Consider the following 17,717-nt stretch of genomic DNA (forward strand, 5'->3'; position numbering starts at 1 on the left):
GGGTGTAGGACCAGGTATTCACACCCGTGTGGCTAAGCCGATCGCACGGCCTGAGTCGCGGCCATCATGTGCCTCAGCGACGCGATGGTCTCGTCGTAGCCGCGGGTTTTGAGGCCGCAGTCGGGATTCACCCACAACTGCTTGCCCGGGATCGACTCCTTGGCGAGGGCGAGCAGCTCGGTGACCTCCTGCGTGGAGGGAACGCGCGGCGAGTGGATGTCCCACACGCCCGGGCCGATCTGGCGCTCGTAGCCGTGGTTCTTGATCGCCGGCAGCACCTCCATGCGTGAGCGGGCGGCCTCGATCGAGGTCACGTCGGCGTTCAGGCCGTCGATCGCGTCGATGATCTCGCCGAACTCCGAGTAACAGAGGTGGGTGTGCACCTGGGTGTCGTCCTTGGCGCCCGAGGTGGCCAGGCGGAACGAGTTCACCGACCACTCCAGGTAGGCGGGCTGGTCGGCCTTCTTCAGCGGGAGCAGCTCGCGCAAGGCCGGCTCGTCCACCTGGATGATCCCGATGCCGGCCGCCTCGAGATCCGCAATCTCCTCGCGCAGCGCAAGGGCCACCTGGCTCGCGGTGTCACCCAGCGGCTGGTCGTCACGCACAAAGGACCACGCCAGGATCGTCACGGGGCCGGTGAGCATGCCCTTCATGGGCTTGTCGGTGAGCGACTGGGCGTACTGGGCCCAGCGCACCGTCATGGGCTCGGGGCGCGCGACGTCGCCCCACAGGATGGACGGGCGCGTGCAGCGTGAGCCGTACGACTGCACCCAGCCGTTGACGGTGACGTCGAAGCCATCGAGCAGCTCCGCGAAGTACTGCACCATGTCGTTGCGCTCGGCCTCGCCGTGGACCAGGACGTCGAGCCCCAAATCCTCCTGCAGCCTCACGACCTGGGCGATCTCATCCTTCATCGCGTTCTCATAGTCGGCGTCCGACAGGTTGCCTTTGGCCCACGCGGCGCGCGCCCTGCGGATCTCGGGCGTCTGGGGGAAGGAGCCGATGGTGGTGGTCGCGAGCTCCGGGAGCCCAAAACGAGCGTCCTGCGCGGCGGCACGCACGGAGTAGGCGGGGCGGTCGAGGTCCTCGGGCGTGACCGCCGCGAGCGCTTCCCGCACCTCGGCACGGTGGGTGCCCGGGTGAGCCGCGCGGGCGGCGAGGGCCTCGCGGGTAGCGGCCAGGGCATCGGCCACCGCCTCCTCCCCCTCGGCCCGCGCAGTGGCGAGGGTGACGACTTCTGCCACCTTTTCGTCGGCAAAGGCGAGCCAGGACAGGAGCTCCGAACCCAGGTGCTCCTCGCCCGCGAGGGTGTGGGGCACATGCAACAAGCTGGTGCTCGACGAGATGGCGACGGCGCCGCCCAGGGCGGCCACGGCATCGGCCGTGCGAAGTGCCTGATCGAGGTCGGTACGCCAGATGTTGTGGCCGTCGACCACGCCGGCGACCACGGTGACGCCGGAGAGGTTCACGCCGGACGGCACCGAGCCGCGCACCAGGTCCAGGCTCACAGCCTCCACGCCGGACTCGACGAGCACCGGCAGCGCATCGCCCAGGTCGTTGTAGGGGGCGGCCACGAAGATCGCGGGCCGGTCGGTGGCGGAGGAAAGCGCCTGGTAGACCGTCGCGGCGTTCGCGAGCACCTCGGAGCGGTCCGCGTCGATGTCCGCGACCAGGATGGGCTCGTCGATCTGCACCCAGGTCGCGCCGGCGGCCTTGAAGGCGGCGAGGAGCTCGACGTAGACGGGGATGAGGTCGCCCAGGCGGTCGATGGGCCGGTAGTCCTCGCCGGCCTCGTCGGAGGCCTTCGCGAGGTACAGGAAGGTGAGCGGGCCGGTGATGACGGGGCGGGTGAGGTAGCCGGCGATCTTCGCCTCCGCGAACTGGTCCACCCAGCGGGTCGAGCTCAGCGCGAAGGTGGTTTCCGGGCCGATCTCAGGAACGAGGTAGTGGTAGTTCGAGTCGAACCACTTGGTCATCTCCAGCGGGGCGTCGTCGCCCTGGCCGCGCGCGAGGGTCGAGTAGCCGGCGAGGTCGAGCGACCCGTCGGCGGCCCGCAGGCCCTCGAATCGCGCCGGGATGGCGCCGAAGGTGACCGCCGCATCGAGCATGTGGTCGTAGAACGAGAAGTTCGAGGGAATCGACGCGTCGCCCTTGCCCAGGCCCAGCTCCGCGAGGCGAGCGTAGGTGGCCAGGCGCAGGTCCTTTGCGGCGGCCTCAAGCTCCTCGGCGGAGGTGACGCCCTTCCAGAAGGACTCGATCGCCTTCTTGAGCTCGCGCATGCGGCCGATGCGGGGGTAACCCAGGATGGTGCCGCCCGGGAAGGCGGGGGCGTGTGCAACAGCAATATCTGACATGGGGAGGGTCCTCATGGAATTGGTGCGCGGCGGGCTCGCCATTGCGCTTGATCGACGCATCCATGCGCCGAGCGTGCATTTCGGACTCTAGCCCGATTGGACCTGGGCCGCTCGGGACCAAGGAATCTAGCGCTTGGCGGCGGTGTTGTGGGATGGCGCGGTCGTGGGAGCCGTGCCGCCCGGCCGTCGAGGCCTTGGGCCGATGCAAGGATGGAGCCATGGCAGAAGAGGTCACCAAGAAGCAGGTCACGCTCGAGCGCGAGGCGGAGGGCGTCTACGTCGCCCGCAACCCCGACGGCGCCGAGTACCGGTTTGGCTACAACGTCGACGGCGCTCTCAGCGCCGTCGAACTCCTGATGGTCGCGATCGCGGGCTGCTCCGCGACCGACCTGGACATGATGACGTCGCGCCGCGCCGAGCCCACGCGGTTCTCGGCCACCGTCGAGGCCGACAAGGTGGGCGGCACCACGCCGGCCATCCTGCGCGACATCGACGTGGCCTTCGACGTCGCCTTCCCCGAGGGCGCCGACGGCGATAAGGCGCGTGCCCGCGTGGCCGCCGCCCTCAAGGCCGCCGAGGAGAAGACCTGCACCGTGTCGCGCACTGTGGTGCACGGCGCGGACGTGACGCTGCGCGAGGTCTGAGGGACTTCTGGCCGCCGACGCCGTGGGAGGGCTCCGTACGGAGCCCGGCTGGCGCATCCGCCGGCTTGCTAGGCCCGGTGACCGCTCAGCGGAAGCCGGTCGACTAACTCGACCGCAGCATCGTGCCTGTTAAAGGTGATGACGTGGATGCCGGGAGCGCCGGCGTCCAGCAGTTGCCGGGCAAGGCCGGCGGCATGCGCCACACCGGTCGCGCGGGCCTCGTCGTCGGTGGCAGCGGCGTCCAGGGCGGCCACCAGCGACTGCGGGGTCGGTACGTCCGTGATCTGCGCCGCACGGCGGGCACGCTGAGCCGAGACGAGCGGCATGACCTCGGGGATGATGGGGATCGTGATGCCCCGCTCCCGCGCAGCCGCGACAAGCCCCGTGTAGTGCGCTACCTCGTAAAACACCTGGGTAATGGCGAAATCGGCACCCGCATCTTGCTTGGCCTTGAGGACATCGAGCGCGGTCTGACGATAACGCTCGACGGCGTGCTGGGCGGGGAAGGCCGCCACGCCGACACTCAGGTCATCGACGCCGTGCGCGTGCGCCGTCTCACGCAGGAACCGCACCAGGTCGGAGGCATAGACGAGCCCGTCGGGGTGCGGATGCCAGCCCGACTGCCCCTGCGGCGCATCGCCGCGCAGCGCAAGAAAGTCGCGCACACCGTCCTCGAGGTAGCCCTCGATGACCGCGCGGAGGTCGCCGCGCGACTGGCCCACGCAGGTGAGGTGCGCGAGAGGCGGCACATTGTGCTCCTGAGCCACCCGCTGCACCACGGAACGCGAGGCGCCCTGCGTCGAGCCCGAGGCACCGTAGGTGATCGAGATGAAGTCAGGGCGCGTGGCGACGATCGCGCGCATGGTGCGCCCCAACATCTCCTCGGCAGCGGGGCTGCGAGGAGGGAAGAGCTCGAAGCTCAGCGTGGGCTCCTGCTCGCGCAGGCGCTCGCGGATCGTCATGGCACGCACCGTAGCCCCGGGGTGCGCGGCGGCGCCATACCAATGGTCCCTGGCGCCCTCCGACGGTGCGCTACGACCGGGCGTCCGTCGTCCCCAGTGCCGCTCGTGGGTGCCGTCATCCCCAGGATGGCCGATGCATCGGCCCGCCGTCGTACCCGGGCGGCACACTAGTGGGCATGATCACGGAACCGAACGACCTGGTCCGCTGCTTTGGCAACGGAGACCCGCTGTACGAGGCGTATCACGACGACGAGTGGGGTGTGCCCGTGCACGGCGAGGCCGCGCTCCTGGAACGGATTGTGCTCGAGGGCGCGCAGTCGGGGCTGTCGTGGGTGACCATCCTGCGCAAGCGCGAGGGCTACCGAGAGGCGTTCGCGGGGTTCGAGCCGGCGGTCGTGGCAGAGTTTGGCGAGGCGGACGTGGAGCGACTGCTGGGCGATCCCGGGATCGTCAGGAACCGGCGGAAGATCGAGTCAGCCATCACCAACGCACGCGCCGTCGTGGGGCTCCACGAGGCGGGCGACACGCTGGATGAGCTGTTCTGGTCGTTTGCGCCCGCCGCGCGCGAGGCGGCGCCGGCGACCTGGGCCGACGTGCCTGCCTCGACGCCCGAGTCGGTGGCGCTGGCGAAGGAGCTCAAGCGACGCGGGTTCGTGTTTGTCGGTCCCACCACGATGTACGCAGCGATGCAGGCATGCGGTCTGGTAGATGACCATATTGCCGGTTGCTTGGCGCTCACCCGGTGACCGATATGTCCGCAATGTCAGAACCCTCTGATCTCATAGTGACATGAGGTTCTCCACCGAGGCTTTCGACCGCGAGGCGGACGCGTTGCACGCGTTCGTCGGCCGCGAGTTGGACGCACTCACGCCTCGCGAATTCGCGGAGCTCAGGGAGATTGCGGGCAGGGCCAAGCGCGGATTCGACACCTCGTTGGCGGCGATCGGCGCGGAGGTGACCCGGCGGTCGGACCCTGCGCTCGGTAGCGATGGCCTCGCGAAGAGCGAAGGGTTCACGTCACCGGGGCGACTGTGGGCGCGCGACCTCGGCACCAGCCCGCAGGAGGCCAACCGGCTCGCGGGCGCCGGTGACGTGGTGCGACGCGCGGAGGAGCAGAAGCGGCGCGAGGAGGAGCAGCGCCAGCGTGAAGCGGCTGGGGAGGCAGGGCCGTCGGAGCCGGAGGCCCCTGACGGTGAGTTGCCGCTCGGCGTGCCCAGTGGCGGCGTGGAAGCCCCGCCGGACGACCCCGCCGACCGCGTCTATCCCATTCTTGCCGCGGCGATCGCGGCGTGCGAGATCGGCACCGAGGCCGCCATGGTGGTGCGGCGGACCCTCGACGAGTTGACCACCACGGACCTGAGCTTTGAGGGCAAGCTGGTCGACAAGGCGCGCACACTGCAGCTCGGTGAGCTCCGCAGGTGTGCCGCGCGGCTTGCGGCGCTACGCAATCCGGGCGACCTGGCAGAGCGGGAGCAGCGCCAGGTCGAGGCCCGCACCCTGTACTTCACCACGAGTGCCGACGGCATGACGCAGATGTACGCGAAGCTTGACCCCGCCACCGCGGCCCCGATCAAGACATGGATCGACGCGCAGGTGCGCGCCGTCTACCGGTCGGCCCGCGATGGCATGCCAGAGGAGCGGCAGCCCGGACAGATCCGTGCCGACGTGCTTGCGGGACTGGCGTGGCATGGGCTCGACTGCGAGCGGCCCACCTCAGGCGTCAAGACCAAGGTGATCCTGCGGGCCGACCTGAAGGACATCGAGTCAGGCGTGGGGGTGGGCGAGTGCGATGCCCTCGAGCAGCCCATCTCGGTCGAGACGTTACGCAAGATGGCCGTCGACGCCGCCGTGGTGCCCGTCACCTTCGGCGGGGAATCGCTGCCTCTGGACGTGGGACGCAAGCACCGACTGTTCACGGAGGCCCAACGCACTGGGCTCGCGGAACGTGATGGCGGCTGCGCCTGCTGCCACGCGCCCGTGAGCCACTGCGAGGCCCACCACATTCGGTGGTGGATGCGCGACAAGGGGCCAACCGACATCTCGAATGGCGTCCTCTTGTGCACCGGGTGCCACCATCGCGTCCACAACGGCGGCTGGGACATCGAGGTCCGCGGCGACAAGGTGTGGATCATCCCGCCTGCGTCCGTCGATCCCACCCGCACGCCCCGACTAGGGGGCAGAGCCGCACTCGAGATCGAGGGAGCCGGGGAGCGGGCGGCAGACGTCGATACGGGACCGCCTCGAGAACTCTGCCCGTCCGTGTGACGCGGGCGGGGCGAGAGGGCGAACAGGGAAAAGTGCGGTTAGCAGTAGGCCCTACGGTGCCGCGCGGTCGCATCCTCAAGCAGCGCATCGACGATCCGCTTGTCCGCCGGCAACCACGCCACGTCTCGCCAGCCACCCGGCTCCAAAATCCTCAGCAGATCGTGATCCTCGAGCGGCCGCGGCTCCACTTTGGCGCCATCCGCCCCGGGACGCAGGGTCGCCCACCACACCCTCAACACCAGCCGTTCGACGTCGGCGTCGCCGGGGCGCAGCATCCACACGGGCGCATCGCCACACTGGTCCTCGATGCCGTGGGCCTCGTCGGGACCGGGGATCTCGTCGCCCAGGTCGACCTCGACGCCGAGTTCCTCGCGCAGCTCCCGCCTCAGTGCCTGCTCAGGGGTCTCTCCGTGCTCGACCTTGCCGCCGGGGAACTCCCACAGGCCCGCGAGCGCGCTGGGCGCCGTGCGCCTCGCGGCCAGGAGCGTGCGCGGCACGTCAAGGTCATCGGTGATCGCCGCAGCGACCACGAGCCGGGTGCGTTGTCCCACGCGCTACTCGGTCTTCTCGCCGTACGCGTCCGCGTCGAGCAGGTCCTCGTTCGACTCGGTGAGCTCCACCTTGAAGATCCAGCCATCGCCGTAGGCATCGCTGTTCACGAGATCGGGTGCGTTCTCGAGCTGGCCGTTGACCTCGGTCACCGTGCCGGTCACGGGCGAGTACAGCTCGCTCACGGCCTTGGTGGACTCGAGCTCGCCACACACGTCGCCGGCACGGACATCCTCGCCCACGCTCGGCGGCTCGACGTAGACGACGTCGCCGAGCGCCTCGGCCGCGTACTCGGTGATGCCCACCGTCACGGTCGCGCCGGGCGACACGTCGCCACGCACCCACTCGTGCTCCTCGGAGTAGAGCAGTCCGTCAGGAATCTCCGCCACGATGTCCTACCTCTCCCACGGCCCATGCCGTCGCTGTCACTGTCGATCTCGCTGTCACTACTGCGGATGGGAACTGCCACCCACAGGAACTTCCGCCCGCTCTTGTACCGACCAGCCGGCTAACTCTGCCGCTTGTAGAACGGTAGCGCGACCACCCGCATGGGCTCGCGCCGACCGCGCACATCGATGCCCACCTCGGTGCCCACCTCCGCCATCGTGGGCGGCACGTACGCCATAGCGATCGGGTGGCCCAAGGTCGGCGACGGGATGCCCGAGGTGACGATGCCCACCTGGTTTCCCGCGGCATCGGTCACCGCATAGCCTGCGCGCGGCGAGCGTCGGCCGTCACCCACGAGCCCCACCAACACCTTCGCCGGACCGGAGGCGGCCACGACCGCGAGCGCCTCGCGCCCCACGAAGGCGCCCCGCTCCACGGAGACCGCACGCGGGTCTACCTGGTCGCTGAGCCCCGCACCCGCCGCAGCGGCGCCCGGCTGCGCCGATGACAGCACCACCGCGGGACCCTCGAAGGCCACCACGCGGCCCAGGCCGGCATCGAAGGGGGTGGTGTCGGCGGACAGCTCGTGACCGTAGAGCGGCATGCCTGCCTCGAGGCGGAGCGAATCGCGCGAGGCCAGTCCACACGCAATCAGGCCGTGCGAGAGACCGGCCGCGAGCGCCGCACGCCACACCTCCCCGGCCACGTCCGCGCCGACGAACAGCTCGAACCCGTCCTCGCCGGTGTATCCGGTGCGCGCCACGAAGGCGTGGTGACCGCCCTCGAGCAGGAGGTGTGCCGCCGAGTAGTACTTCAGCGTCGCGGGCTCCGATTCGCCCGCGGCGCACAGGGAGCCCACGATCGCCGCTGCTGCGGGACCCTGCACCGCGATCAGGGCCAACGACTCGGTCTCGTCGCTGACCGACACGTCGAAGCCGCCCGCAGCGAAGCGCGCCGCGAGCTCGCCCGCCACCGTCACCCGATTAGACGCATTCGCGACCACCATGAAGTGGTCCCAATCCCGCCGGTAGACCACCAGGTCATCGACGATCCCACCGTGCGCGTCGCACATCATCGTGTACTTCGCCGCCCACAGACGCATGCGGCTCATGTGCCCCACCAGTGCGTAGTCGAGCGCCGCCGCGGCATCCGGTCCGGTCACCATGAGTTCGCCCATGTGGGACAGGTCATACAGGCCCGCTGCCGTCCTCACCGCGCTGTGCTCCGCGACGTCGCCCGAGTAGCGCAGCGGCATGTCCCAGCCGGCAAACTCGGTCATGGTCGCGCCGAGCGCGAGGTGTTCGTCGTGCAGCGGCGAACGCAGGGCGGCGGTCTCGGTGGTGCTCACGCCCCCAAAACTACGCGACCCGTGTTTCGGTCACGATTCTGGCGCGCGCGACGATGGCGTCGAAGAGCCGCACCATGGCGTGCGGGATATCGCCCAATGGCGTGAAACATGACACGAGGGACACCTTGTCACCGTCGGGCCACAGCACCCAATAGTCGGCCCTGACGGATCGCACGCGGCTGGTGGGGGCGCCCTCGACGACCTCGGCCTCGTCGATCATGACGACCCTAAGCGCCTCGCCGTCGCCCGCCTCGACCAGGACGCACGCGGATTCCTTGCCCGCCGCGTGCGTCGCGACGAGGTCGCGCCGCATCGCCTCCAGAACGCCCTCGCGGGGGGCCGATGCCGTGGCTGGGTCGGGTGAGGGCGCCGCCATCGGATGGAAGACGGTCACCATGGCTGGCAGGGCCACGCCGGGGCTCACCTCTTCGCATACGAACACCACGCTCGCACGGTGCCGAGCGGCCTCTGCGACCACCTCGGTCAGACGGGCCCGTAACTCGGCGCGCGCCGTCGCCTGGTCGTCGCGCTTGCCGACCGTCGAGCGCGCGTAGGCATGGACCTGGCGCCGCAGCGCCTCAGGGTCGGACGACTCGAACCGATGCCAGCGCCCCACGAGCGTGAGCGCGAGCTGGGCGCCCGGCGGCGTGCTCACGGGGCGGGCTCACCCATGGCCGCGGCGGAATCGCGCAACTGTTGATCCACCTCGGTAAAGGTCCGGTCGATCTGCACCACGGCATCGGCCAATCCCTGGAGGGATTCGATGAGGTCGGTGCGCCTGGAATCCCAGCCCTCGTAGAAGTCGCGCGTACGCGACGACAGGCCGCCGTGACCCACGAGGCCGGGGATGGCTCCCGAATGGCGCGAGGCGTTCTGGAAGGTCTCCCGTGCGTCGTCGTAGCCCTGCTTGAGCCGTTCGAGATACGCGTCCTCGATGACGATGTCGCCGCTCACCGCGTCACTCCGCACCGTCGCTATAGGGCGAGACGTACGCCTCGAGCGCATCGTCGGTGAAGCTCAGCCTGGCCCCGCCGAGGTCGTAGTCGGTGACCCCGAGCGCGTCGGCCAGCACCGGGTCGAGCCCGCGGAGGTCCGCCGCGGCGTCCGCGAGGGTGTACGTCAGCGTCACCCCTCCGCGCGCCGTCGCGGCCCAGGCATCCCTGGCGGCCACCACGGTGCCGTCGACCGTATGGCTCAGCTCCTCGTCGGACAGCGACTCCTCGACCTGAATGCTCGCGAAGTACAGCCAGTTTCGCGGCAGCCCGGGCTCGCTCGCGTCGGCGTCAACCGTGACGACGCCTTCCACCTGCGCGATGAGCTCCTGTCTCTCCGCGGCGACCGAGTCGCCACCCACGCATCCCGACACAACGCCCGCAAAGGGCCCCACCATCGTGCCGATCGCGAGCCATCGAGGCGCTCTCCTGCGACGATGTCGCTCCTGCACGACTCCGCTCACGACGACTCCCCCGCGTCGGCCGACGAGTCATAGGCCGCGAGCTCCTCGCTCGTGAAGGCGATCTCCTTGCCCGCCAACCTTACGGGCTGCCCGTCCACGGTGCCCAGGTACGGCACCGCCGACTGGATGTCTGCGCCGCGCTGCTCGCCCACAAAGGAGAAGGACATCCCTGACGGCACCTGATCGGGCCACTCGTCCTGAGCGATCGTGATGGTCGCGTCGGCCACCTGCGCGAGCGCCTCCGGCGCGAGGTCGTCCTCGACGATGACCTGGGTGAAGAGGTGCCAGTTGCGCGGCGCGCCCGGCTGGGTCACGTCGGTGGAGGCCTCGACCACGTGACCGAGCTGGGCAATCGCCTGGTCACCCGCGGTGACGTCGGGCGCAGAGCCGGCACACCCGCCCAGCAAACCTGCCAACACTGAGGCCATCATGATTCCCTTCGCGGGGCGCGGCCTCACGCAGTCACCTGACGGCGGCACATCACCGAGAGCCGCCCTGGGTGAGGACCAGCGTCCCCGAGCGCGGCTCGGAGGCAACGTCATTGATCTGCTGCACCTGCGCGAATGCCTCCTCAGCGGGGCGAAGGTCGATCAGACCCGCCGAGTCGGAGTAGGTCAGATCCACTCCGGCGTTCGCGGACGGCAGCAGCGTGTCGCCCGCGATCGCAAGCGTGGCGGCCACGAGTTCCGCCAGCGCCTCCTCCTCGAGCCCGTCCTCCACCGTCAATTGCGTCGCATACGCACGGTTGGACGGAAGCCCCGGTGCGCTGGCGACGGTCTGCGCAGACAGGACATGGTCGACGTTCGCAAAGGCCTGGTCGGCGTCGGCCGATCGGTCCTCCGCGCCCGGGGCACAGCCCGACAATGCCCATCCCAAGAGTCCTGCCACGAGTGCTCCCCTCAGGGCGGGGACCGGGGCCCCAGCCGTGCGTCGTGTCTTCATCGTCTCTTCCTACACCTGCCCTGCCGCGGCAGGGACACTCTCGCCCAGTGGCCCCGGGGCGAGACTGACGACGTCCTCGGGGCGCTGGTACTCGTACGTGTGGACCTCTTCATGAACACCATCGCCAAAGTTCGCGAAGAAGCGCTCATCTCCGGGGCGCAGCGATGGCTGAGCAGAGCCCGCGAGAGTGCCGTATCCCTGGGCCGTGTGGTCAACGCCCCACGCGAAGTGCTGGACGAAGCCCGGGTCGGCGGTCACGAGGTCAGCGGGGCTCGTGCGTAGCCCCTCGAGTCCCGAGACCAGGTCCGACTGAGTGAACGATGTCACCTGGACGCCTCTCGCGGCGAACTCGTGGCGGAAGCAGTCGACGGGGCTGCCAGCCGTGACGACGGACACGTCGCGGCCCGCGAGGCGATCATCGATCGCGAGCTCACTCGCGGTCATCCCTCCCTGCGACCACCCGGTGAGCATCACCGGCGCGTCCGACGTCATGACGCCGGCACGCTGCATCGCATCCCACGCGGCCGTCTCCATCTGCGTCTGGCGCCACGGGTCAAGTGCGTGGAGCACGTTAGTGGGCAGGTCGTTGAGGGACGAGGTGGACATCCCCCATTCCTGTGTCGACGGCAGCTCCACCCGCCATCCGATCACCTCTCCCGTGTCTTCGTCGCGCAAGGCGACGACACGCACCAGCGACGCGGGATCCTCGCGCGCCTCCCATCCCGTCAACTCACCGTCAGAGTTGTAGGTGGGCATGCGCCCTGTCCCGGAGTCGAGTTCTCTCAACTCCTTGCCAAAGAGCGCCTCGTAGGAGGCGGCCGTCGCCTCACGGCCCTCTCCGTCTGGATCGGCGCTGCGGGTCTCCGCCGGGTACTCCTCGGCCAAGACCGGTTCGCCGGAGTCCTGCGAAAGAGAAAGTGCGAGGAGCACGGCCGCGCTCGCCGCGAAGAACAGTGCGCCCACCACGAGGGCACCACCGAGCGTCAGAGGAGTGAGGACGAGTACCGCCACCATCACGAGGAAGACGAGGGCCAGGCCGGCGAACTGGACGAGGAACTCGCCGATCCCCTTGAGCATGTCGACGGTCCAGCTCCACGCGGCCGCGAGACCCTCGCCGATCGACGAGAAGAAGTCGCCGACCCCGTCCCAGAAGCCGTCGTTGGTGGCGTCCATCGCGTCGCGGATCGCGTTCGCGGCGGCCTCGGCCGCGCGCTCCTGGCGATCCTTCGCCGCCTGCCACGTGGCGGACAGGTCGGTGAGGGACTCCTCGGCCCTGGCGACCCGCCGTCGCGCCTGGTAGTCCTCCTCGCGCAGGGTCTCGATCCGACCTTCGGGCGCGGCCTGGCTCTCCGCGATGGCGAGCGCGTTGCTCGCGGTCCACGCGGCGGCGGCGGCGTTCTGCTGCTCCGTCACGGCCGCGGCGCCGGCGTCGAGCACAGCGTCAGCAGCCTCGTGAGCGGCGCGCATCTCGACCACATAGGTGCGTAGCGCGCGCGCCGTGCCGGCGTAACGGTCGCGCGCCTCGTCGAGCGCGATGCTCGCGTCGAGCGAGCGCGCGTACAGCTCCGCCGCGGCGTCGCCGGTCAGGCTCGACTCCGTCGAGTACAACAACTCGATGGCATCATCGATGGCGCTCACGCTCGCCTCGAGGTCACCGACCTCTCCGTCGAGCGCGACGGGATCGCCCTCGAGGGGTTCAAAGGTCGCCATGGCACCCGTCCTCACGTGAAGGGGCGCCGCGGTATCCCGCGGCGCCCGGCTCCGTGTGCCTTAGCGGCCGAGCGACTTCGCGAGCTCCTCGTCGGTGGACTGCAGCGCCTGCGACGCCTTCACCAAGAACTGCGCCATGCCATCAATACCCTGAATGGTCTGCGTCGCACCCGTGTTGAACTCCGTGTACGAGGCATCGAACGCACCAGACGCCGACGACGTCGTAAAGCCGTCGGCCACCAGCTGACCCACCAGCGACTTCAGGTTCTGCAGGTTCTGCTCGATCTCAGCCTGACCGGCACGCAGCTTGTCCGCCGCCGCCTGCATCTGCTCATACGTCACATTGAGGTTCGCCACGATGGCACTCCTTCGAAAAACGGGCATATGCCCCCCGATAAGAACACAGGCACCCTAACCCGCCCCCACACCAGCCACAATGGGGAGAACTCCCCATGTGACAGAACCGTCACGTCGAAGCTGCGGGCCTCGCGCGGACAATCCCCGGTTCCTCCGGTGCCGTCGACACCGACGACACCATCACGTCATAGAGGTCGACAAGCGCGTCGCGGAGCGACACGAGCGGGGACGTGAAAACCGCGTGATAGAGCCCGTGCCCATCACCAGGGTCGAGCCAGTACTCCGCCTTCAGTTGTTCGACGGCCTGCACGCCGTCGAACTCGGGCGATGACTGCACCGTCACCCACCGCACGATGGGACCGGTAGCGCCCTCGGCCACCTCCACATCGGGCGTGCCACGAAGGCCATCAGCGACCTCGGCTGCCGTCGAAGGCACGGTGGGTCGGAAGACCACCAGTGTGCTGGGCGTGGGCACCCCGTCGATGAGCGTCAGGTCCATCGCCAGGAGAGCGCCGCCGGCGCGTGCGGCATCGGCCGCCACTCGTGACATCGCGCCGTGCACCGACGCTCGCACCTCAGACGTGCCCCCGCTACCCCGGAACTGCCGTGACACCAGGTCTCGCACACCTGACTCGCGCATCCCCGCAGGTTGCAAGGCAAAAGCAAACCACCCTCGCGGAAGAACGATGCCGGCCGCACCGGCGCCTGTCACGGCACCTCGACGACTCTGGAATAGGCGAGCACCTTGACCATGTCGCCTAACATCGCCTCTTCATGGACTGGGTCGAGCCACGACATGGTGAAGGCCGCCACGGTGAGCTCGTCGAGCATGACGTACAACGTATGGATGCACTCAATCTCACGGCTCCCGCGGCGGGTGCGCTTGAGCGCCTGATATCCGGTCGGACCGAGGTCCAGATCGGGTGTCCGCCCGTGCTCGAACTGGTGAACCTTCTCCCTGAACGAGCGCTGATAGAAGTTGACCTGCTCCAACACGCGGTCGATGTCCATCGGCTCGTCGAAGACGCCCCTCGTGACACTCCCGGTCCCCATCACGACGCCCGTCGTCTTGTCGGGAACCCACAGCATTCCGTAGGCGACGCCAGGCGTCTGAGCCAGCGACAATTCGTGCTGGCGCGCCGCCGCGAGCACCACCGACCGAGCAGGCTCCTCGTAAGAGCGCTCGAACAGGTCGTGGTTGTCACTGAGCGACCGGTGTGGCCACGTAGGCATCACATCGGCAAAACCAGGAACCGCAACCCTCACGACGCTTCCTCCATCGGAGCAGGGCAGCTCAGACTCACGATGTAGTCGTCGGATTCTTCCGTTGAGGCGAGGATGCAATCCGTCGCCGCGCCGGCAGGACCCGAGGCCACGACCGGATCCTCCCGCGGGTACTGAATGCTCAGGTAACGCTCCAGCAACCTGACGCCATCCTCGTCGAGCGTGAAACCGGTCTGATCGGCCAGGTCGGCAGCGACGCCCTGCGCGACGGAAGCGATCTCCTCGTTTCTGTCGGCATCGAGCTCGTCGTAGTAGTCGTCCACCGCGCCGTCAATGAAATAGGCCGCGACCAAAAACACCGGGATCGCGACGAACGCGACCACCCACGTCTTGGACTGCTTGTCGGACACCTCACGCGGCTTAGACCACGGCCACATCGCTCGCGCCAGCGGCCACGTGAACATCGCGATCGCTGCAATCGCCAGCCCCAGGACAACCGCCTCCGGCCATGCCAGGACAGGCTGGTCGATCGATTCGGGCACCGGGGGCACTGCCACCGTGGAAACACTGCGCGACATCACAGGCGAAGCCTATCCGGGGCCGAACGCAGGTCATCCTCACCGGTGATCCACGTAGCAAAGTCAAAGCCGGGCGACGAAACCTCGTTGACGGTGCGCACGGCCCCATCCGCCGTCTGGGCCGCGTCAAACACCTGGACCGCCCCCACTCCGGTGGCGGTCAACCCCACCGGCGCGGAGCCAAGCACTGCCGACTCCATCGACGGTAAGCCCGCGCCACTGACGAGGCGCGCCACCACGGTGTGGTCGATGTCGGCCTGGCGAACGATTGCCGCCTCGCCCGTGCCGACAAAGGCGTGCGCAAACCGCGCCGACAACGGCCCGGTTGTCATGGCTTCCCTGCCGGCAGCAAAGGCCGCCGATGTCGCGGCACGGTCCCCGAGAATCGTGATGCCCTTCGCGGCGTCCATCGTCTCGCGGTACGCAACCCCCGGGCGCAACGCTTCCCCGATCACGCGCATGGAGCCGCCCTTGGCTGCCACCACGTCCGCGAACTGAGCGGGTCGCACCGCATGAATGGCCGCCGATTCGGTGACCACGGTGCGCTGGGCCATCACGACCTCGTCGGCCGATGCCACAAACACCCGCGTCGATGTCACGGCACGGGATGTGGTGACCGACGTATTGGCGGCGGCGGTCGCGCTCTGGACTCCCCGTGTCATCGCGCTCAGACGGAACGCCGAGGTGACGACCCGCCCGAGACCAAAGGTTGCCATCGCGACGGCCCCGACGATGACCTCGCCCCAGCCTTGTTCGCCCGTCAGGGCGAGGGTGAGGTCCGCAGCCAGACCCACGGCGGTAGCGATGAGGGCGATCGCCGCGAGCGCCTGCCCAATCACGGGCACCCAGCACAGGACGAGGGCCAGCACGCCTGCGACCGAGGCCACGATGCTCGCCACCTTGGAGATCACGCCGACCACCTTGGATCCCCAGTCCTGCCACCAGCCGTCGTTGAGACCGTCACCCGTGAGCTCGTCGAAGGAGCCCATCGCGGTCTCCGCTGCGGTGTCGCGTCGAGTGACCGCAGACGCTAAGGCCTCGCCACGAAGGGCGTTAATCGCGTTGAGCGCAGCCACGGCGATCTGCGCGTCATCATCCGCGTAGCCGCGGTATCGCGACGCTCGCTCCTCGTCTCCCTCGTACTGCGCGTTGTTCGCCTGCGTACGCCACCACGCCTCGTCGTCCTAAGCGGCGTGGTAGCTCTTGTCGTGCTCGACAGCATCCGCAAGCGCACCGTCTGCGGTGCCCTGTGCCGCACGCAACTCAGCGGCATACAACCCCAGTGCCGTGGACGCTGCTTCGTACCTTTCCTTGACGTCGACGAGCGATTCGCGCACTTCCTTAGCTCTCGCGCTCAACTCACGGACAGCGTTCGACTCGAAACCGTCCATGGTTTCGATCTCGCCAAGGCTGCTCGACGCGTTCTTGATCGACGTCACAATCCGCGCATAGTGAGTTGCGCCGTGCTCCAGGCCGTCGGGACTCCCGGGCACAGGGTCAGCGCTCGCGAGGGGATGCCAGTTCAGGGGTCGGGACACTGCTCACCGCTCCGTCGTCAACTGGGCGGGCTGCTTGGCGCCCTCCAGCGCGGCTGCCAACTCGGTGTCCGCCTTCGAGAATGCGTCACCACAGCCGTGGGCGGCTTCAGCCAGGCCCGCGATCGAGTCGATCATCCGTACTCGACGGTCGTCCCAGCCATTGGCGAAGTGCCTGATCTTGCCCTCGAGACCCGCGTGTCCTGCGCACGTGGCAACGTCATCAGCATTCGTCTGTGCCTGATCGAACTCCTGCGCCACCTGGCGCAGGTCGTAACCCAGTTGCACGAGCGCGTCGGCATCAACCCTCAGCGTTCCGCCCATGGTGCGGCGTCCTTCCCCCGTGGGCGCCGGTCAACGACGCCCCTTCTTCTCAGCGGCTTAGCGGCCCAGCGACTTGGCGAGCTCCTCGTCGGTGGACTGCAGCGCCTGCGACGCCTTCACCAAGAACTGCGCCATGCCATCAATACCCTGAATGGTCTGCGTCGCACCCGTGTTGAACTCCGTGTACGAGGCATCGAACGCACCAGACGCCGACGACGTCGTAAAGCCGTCGGCCACCAGCTGACCCACCAGCGACTTCAGGTTCTGCAGGTTCTGCTCGATCTCAGCCTGACCGGCACGCAGCTTGTCCGCCGCCGCCTGCATCTGCTCATACGTCACATTGAGGTTCGCCACGATGGCACTCCTTCGAAAAACGGGCATATGCCCCCCGATAAGAACACAGGCACCCTAACCCGCCCCCACACCAGCCACAATGAGGAGAACTCCCCATGTGACAGAACCGTCACGCCTCGTAGACTGGCCGCCGCCCGCCCCCACCTATGACGAGGAGACCCATGTCCCGCATCGGAGTCGCCCTCGGCGTCATCGGCGTCAGCGCCCTGCTGTGGCGGTCCATCATGGCTGGCACGCCCGCCGTGATCTGGATCGCGGCGTTCGCGATCGTCCTCGCGCTGATCGCCGCCTTCACCGTGCCGATGCTGCTGAGGCCCCGGCGCCTTGCCCGCGCAGTACGCGCCGAGACCAGCGCCCCCCTGATCGCCTCGCTCGCGCTCCCCGGCGCTATCGCGGTGGCGTCGGCACACGGCTGGCATGGTCGGCTCTCGCCGCGGCTCTCCCCTGTCGTTTTCGCCGTAGAGCCCCACGGCCTGGCGGTGTGGCTTGAGCCCGGCGCGCCCGCCTTCACCGTGTCGCGGCATGGCATCACGCTCGTAGGAGCGGGTCACGGCTCGGGCACCGACGGCCAGGAAACCCTCACCATCGTCGTCAAAGAAGGCACGGCCCTCATGGTCGAGTTCGGGCCGTGGCTCGCCCTTGTCAAGCGCGACCGGAAACGTCTTGCTCCCGTGGCCGCGACGGCACCCCAGGCACTCGCCACGCTTGGCGACTACCCCCAGCCGTAG

At 68.7% G+C, this 17,717-nt stretch carries 23 protein-coding genes; 4 read left to right on the forward strand and 19 right to left on the reverse strand.

What is annotated here, in order from left to right:
* Window positions 1-32: 32 nt before the first annotated feature.
* A complete protein-coding gene (metE, locus tag B7K20_RS01795) occupies window positions 33-2,354 on the reverse strand; it encodes a 5-methyltetrahydropteroyltriglutamate--homocysteine S-methyltransferase (protein WP_084099816.1) in 2,322 nt (773 codons plus the stop codon).
* Between the two features lie 218 nt (window positions 2,355-2,572).
* Here metE and B7K20_RS01800 point away from each other — a divergent pair, with 218 nt between their 5' ends.
* On the forward strand, window positions 2,573-2,998 hold the full coding sequence (locus tag B7K20_RS01800) for an OsmC family protein (RefSeq protein ID WP_159449295.1): 426 nt from the start codon (window positions 2,573-2,575) through the stop codon (window positions 2,996-2,998).
* Between the two features lie 68 nt (window positions 2,999-3,066).
* On the opposite strand, the gene B7K20_RS01805 is transcribed toward B7K20_RS01800, so the two are convergent.
* Window positions 3,067-3,960, reverse strand: a complete 894-nt coding sequence (locus B7K20_RS01805) for a methylenetetrahydrofolate reductase (RefSeq protein ID WP_084099818.1) — start codon at window positions 3,958-3,960, stop codon at window positions 3,067-3,069.
* A 176-nt stretch (window positions 3,961-4,136) separates the two neighbouring features.
* On the opposite strand from B7K20_RS01805, the gene B7K20_RS01810 reads away from it, so the two are divergent.
* Entirely contained in the window at window positions 4,137-4,706 is a 570-nt protein-coding gene (locus B7K20_RS01810; RefSeq protein WP_084099819.1) for a DNA-3-methyladenine glycosylase I, read from the forward strand.
* A gap of 43 nt (window positions 4,707-4,749) precedes the next feature.
* Window positions 4,750-6,225, forward strand: a complete 1,476-nt coding sequence (locus tag B7K20_RS01815; protein ID WP_084099820.1) for an HNH endonuclease signature motif containing protein — start codon at window positions 4,750-4,752, stop codon at window positions 6,223-6,225.
* A 38-nt stretch (window positions 6,226-6,263) separates the two neighbouring features.
* Here B7K20_RS01815 and B7K20_RS01820 read toward each other — a convergent pair whose 3' ends face one another.
* From B7K20_RS01820 to B7K20_RS01900, 17 genes are all read right to left on the reverse strand, one after another.
* Complete coding sequence (locus tag B7K20_RS01820; protein ID WP_084099821.1) at window positions 6,264-6,776, reverse strand: (deoxy)nucleoside triphosphate pyrophosphohydrolase; 513 nt, start codon at window positions 6,774-6,776, stop codon at window positions 6,264-6,266.
* Window positions 6,777-6,779: 3 nt separating this feature from the next.
* Window positions 6,780-7,163, reverse strand: a complete 384-nt coding sequence (gene gcvH, locus B7K20_RS01825; protein ID WP_084099822.1) for a glycine cleavage system protein GcvH — start codon at window positions 7,161-7,163, stop codon at window positions 6,780-6,782.
* 119 nt (window positions 7,164-7,282) lie between these two features.
* Window positions 7,283-8,509 (reverse strand): glycine cleavage system aminomethyltransferase GcvT, encoded by a 1,227-nt coding sequence (gene gcvT, locus B7K20_RS01830; protein ID WP_255372751.1) that lies wholly within the window; start codon window positions 8,507-8,509, stop codon window positions 7,283-7,285.
* Window positions 8,510-8,519: 10 nt separating this feature from the next.
* Window positions 8,520-9,164 carry a hypothetical protein gene (locus B7K20_RS01835; RefSeq protein WP_084099823.1) on the reverse strand — a complete coding sequence of 215 codons (645 nt, stop codon included), beginning with the start codon at window positions 9,162-9,164 and terminating at the stop codon, window positions 8,520-8,522.
* Window positions 9,161-9,463, reverse strand: a complete 303-nt coding sequence (locus tag B7K20_RS01840) for a hypothetical protein (RefSeq protein WP_144018476.1) — start codon at window positions 9,461-9,463, stop codon at window positions 9,161-9,163. The genes B7K20_RS01835 and B7K20_RS01840 overlap by 4 nt, the downstream gene beginning before the upstream one ends.
* A gap of 4 nt (window positions 9,464-9,467) precedes the next feature.
* Window positions 9,468-9,863 (reverse strand): hypothetical protein, encoded by a 396-nt coding sequence (locus B7K20_RS01845; RefSeq protein ID WP_144018477.1) that lies wholly within the window; start codon window positions 9,861-9,863, stop codon window positions 9,468-9,470.
* A 98-nt stretch (window positions 9,864-9,961) separates the two neighbouring features.
* Window positions 9,962-10,393: a hypothetical protein gene (locus tag B7K20_RS01850; protein ID WP_084099826.1), complete on the reverse strand. Its 432-nt coding sequence runs from the start codon at window positions 10,391-10,393 to the stop codon at window positions 9,962-9,964.
* 52 nt (window positions 10,394-10,445) lie between these two features.
* A complete protein-coding gene (locus B7K20_RS01855; protein WP_144018478.1) occupies window positions 10,446-10,853 on the reverse strand; it encodes a hypothetical protein in 408 nt (135 codons plus the stop codon).
* A gap of 63 nt (window positions 10,854-10,916) precedes the next feature.
* Window positions 10,917-12,617, reverse strand: coding sequence for a hypothetical protein (locus tag B7K20_RS01860; RefSeq protein WP_084099828.1), 1,701 nt, complete (start codon window positions 12,615-12,617; stop codon window positions 10,917-10,919).
* Between the two features lie 60 nt (window positions 12,618-12,677).
* Window positions 12,678-12,974 (reverse strand): WXG100 family type VII secretion target, encoded by a 297-nt coding sequence (locus tag B7K20_RS01865; protein ID WP_084079433.1) that lies wholly within the window; start codon window positions 12,972-12,974, stop codon window positions 12,678-12,680.
* Window positions 12,975-13,083: 109 nt separating this feature from the next.
* Window positions 13,084-13,614, reverse strand: coding sequence for a hypothetical protein (locus tag B7K20_RS01870; protein ID WP_144018479.1), 531 nt, complete (start codon window positions 13,612-13,614; stop codon window positions 13,084-13,086).
* 68 nt (window positions 13,615-13,682) lie between these two features.
* Complete coding sequence (locus B7K20_RS01875) at window positions 13,683-14,129, reverse strand: hypothetical protein (protein WP_144018480.1); 447 nt, start codon at window positions 14,127-14,129, stop codon at window positions 13,683-13,685.
* A gap of 107 nt (window positions 14,130-14,236) precedes the next feature.
* Window positions 14,237-14,779, reverse strand: coding sequence for a hypothetical protein (locus B7K20_RS01880; RefSeq protein WP_084099831.1), 543 nt, complete (start codon window positions 14,777-14,779; stop codon window positions 14,237-14,239).
* Complete coding sequence (locus B7K20_RS01885) at window positions 14,776-15,852, reverse strand: hypothetical protein (RefSeq protein WP_084099832.1); 1,077 nt, start codon at window positions 15,850-15,852, stop codon at window positions 14,776-14,778. Before B7K20_RS01885 ends, B7K20_RS01880 begins: the two co-directional genes overlap by 4 nt.
* Window positions 15,853-15,960: 108 nt before the next feature.
* A complete protein-coding gene (locus tag B7K20_RS01890; RefSeq protein ID WP_084099833.1) occupies window positions 15,961-16,215 on the reverse strand; it encodes a hypothetical protein in 255 nt (84 codons plus the stop codon).
* Between the two features lie 102 nt (window positions 16,216-16,317).
* Window positions 16,318-16,635: a hypothetical protein gene (locus B7K20_RS01895; RefSeq protein WP_084099834.1), complete on the reverse strand. Its 318-nt coding sequence runs from the start codon at window positions 16,633-16,635 to the stop codon at window positions 16,318-16,320.
* A gap of 57 nt (window positions 16,636-16,692) precedes the next feature.
* The gene (locus tag B7K20_RS01900; RefSeq protein ID WP_084079433.1) at window positions 16,693-16,989 is read right to left on the reverse strand and encodes a WXG100 family type VII secretion target; all 297 of its coding nucleotides are present in this window, start codon (window positions 16,987-16,989) and stop codon (window positions 16,693-16,695) included.
* A 161-nt stretch (window positions 16,990-17,150) separates the two neighbouring features.
* Here B7K20_RS01900 and B7K20_RS01905 point away from each other — a divergent pair, with 161 nt between their 5' ends.
* Complete coding sequence (locus B7K20_RS01905) at window positions 17,151-17,717, forward strand: hypothetical protein (RefSeq protein WP_084099835.1); 567 nt, start codon at window positions 17,151-17,153, stop codon at window positions 17,715-17,717.

The sequence above is a fragment of the Demequina sp. NBRC 110051 genome (genome assembly GCF_002090055.1).
In the GTDB taxonomy this organism is placed as follows: Bacteria; Actinomycetota; Actinomycetes; order Actinomycetales; family Demequinaceae; genus Demequina.

Excerpts from the sequence above, each read along its gene's own strand:
- metE (WP_084099816.1), bottom strand. The coding sequence starts at position 2,354 with ATGTCAGATATTGCTGTTGCACACGCCCCCGCCTTCCCGGGCGGCACC.
- B7K20_RS01800 (WP_159449295.1), top strand. The coding sequence starts at position 2,573 with ATGGCAGAAGAGGTCACCAAGAAGCAGGTCACGCTCGAGCGCGAGGCG.
- B7K20_RS01805 (WP_084099818.1), bottom strand. The coding sequence starts at position 3,960 with ATGACGATCCGCGAGCGCCTGCGCGAGCAGGAGCCCACGCTGAGCTTC.
- B7K20_RS01810 (WP_084099819.1), top strand. The coding sequence starts at position 4,137 with ATGATCACGGAACCGAACGACCTGGTCCGCTGCTTTGGCAACGGAGAC.
- B7K20_RS01815 (WP_084099820.1), top strand. The coding sequence starts at position 4,750 with ATGAGGTTCTCCACCGAGGCTTTCGACCGCGAGGCGGACGCGTTGCAC.
- B7K20_RS01850 (WP_084099826.1), bottom strand. The coding sequence starts at position 10,393 with ATGGCCTCAGTGTTGGCAGGTTTGCTGGGCGGGTGTGCCGGCTCTGCG.
- B7K20_RS01860 (WP_084099828.1), bottom strand. The coding sequence starts at position 12,617 with ATGGCGACCTTTGAACCCCTCGAGGGCGATCCCGTCGCGCTCGACGGA.
- B7K20_RS01870 (WP_144018479.1), bottom strand. The coding sequence starts at position 13,614 with ATGCGCGAGTCAGGTGTGCGAGACCTGGTGTCACGGCAGTTCCGGGGT.
- B7K20_RS01895 (WP_084099834.1), bottom strand. The coding sequence starts at position 16,635 with ATGGGCGGAACGCTGAGGGTTGATGCCGACGCGCTCGTGCAACTGGGT.
- B7K20_RS01905 (WP_084099835.1), top strand. The coding sequence starts at position 17,151 with ATGTCCCGCATCGGAGTCGCCCTCGGCGTCATCGGCGTCAGCGCCCTG.